The organism is Cobetia sp. SIMBA_158 (genome assembly GCF_046566945.1).
Taxonomy (GTDB): Bacteria; Pseudomonadota; Gammaproteobacteria; order Pseudomonadales; family Halomonadaceae; genus Cobetia; species Cobetia amphilecti.
In genome coordinates this window covers 1-395 of the sequence record NZ_JAWJYL010000089.1, presented here as the reverse complement: position 1 = coordinate 395, position 395 = coordinate 1, and the positions used below count along the sequence as shown (strand labels likewise).

Sequence of the window (395 nt, the reverse complement as noted above, 5' to 3'; positions counted from 1 at the left end):
CATCATACTGCTGCCCCGGCAGGCGGATAAGCTGCTGCAGCTGATGCGGGTTCTCTTCATTCAGCAGGTTGCCCCACTCATCGTATTCTGCGCACCATTCTGTTGCCCCTTCCTTACTGATAAGGGCCAGCGGCAGGCCGTGATGGTCGCAGTGGTACAGGTGGATTTTTCGCGCCGGCGTGTACACCGGGTCCATCTGGTTTTGCATCTGCGTCACCGTCAGGGCGCACGATGCCAGCCAGCGGCGGCTTTCCTCACTCACCCGGTCAGCCAGGATTTCACTTTCCAGCCGGTCGAGCATCTGCACCAGCACCGGCGGGAACACCACACTGCCACCGTCTTCGCCGCCGGACTGCTGAAGGGTATCCGCCAGGCTGCGGCGCTGCGTTTTCGCC

General features: G+C 62.0%; 1 protein-coding gene. It reads right to left on the bottom strand.

The window, feature by feature from the left end:
* Positions 1-395, bottom strand: a 395-nt coding sequence (locus R2R70_RS19110; protein ID WP_410978766.1) for an RHS domain-containing protein, incomplete at both ends; no start/stop codon positions are given.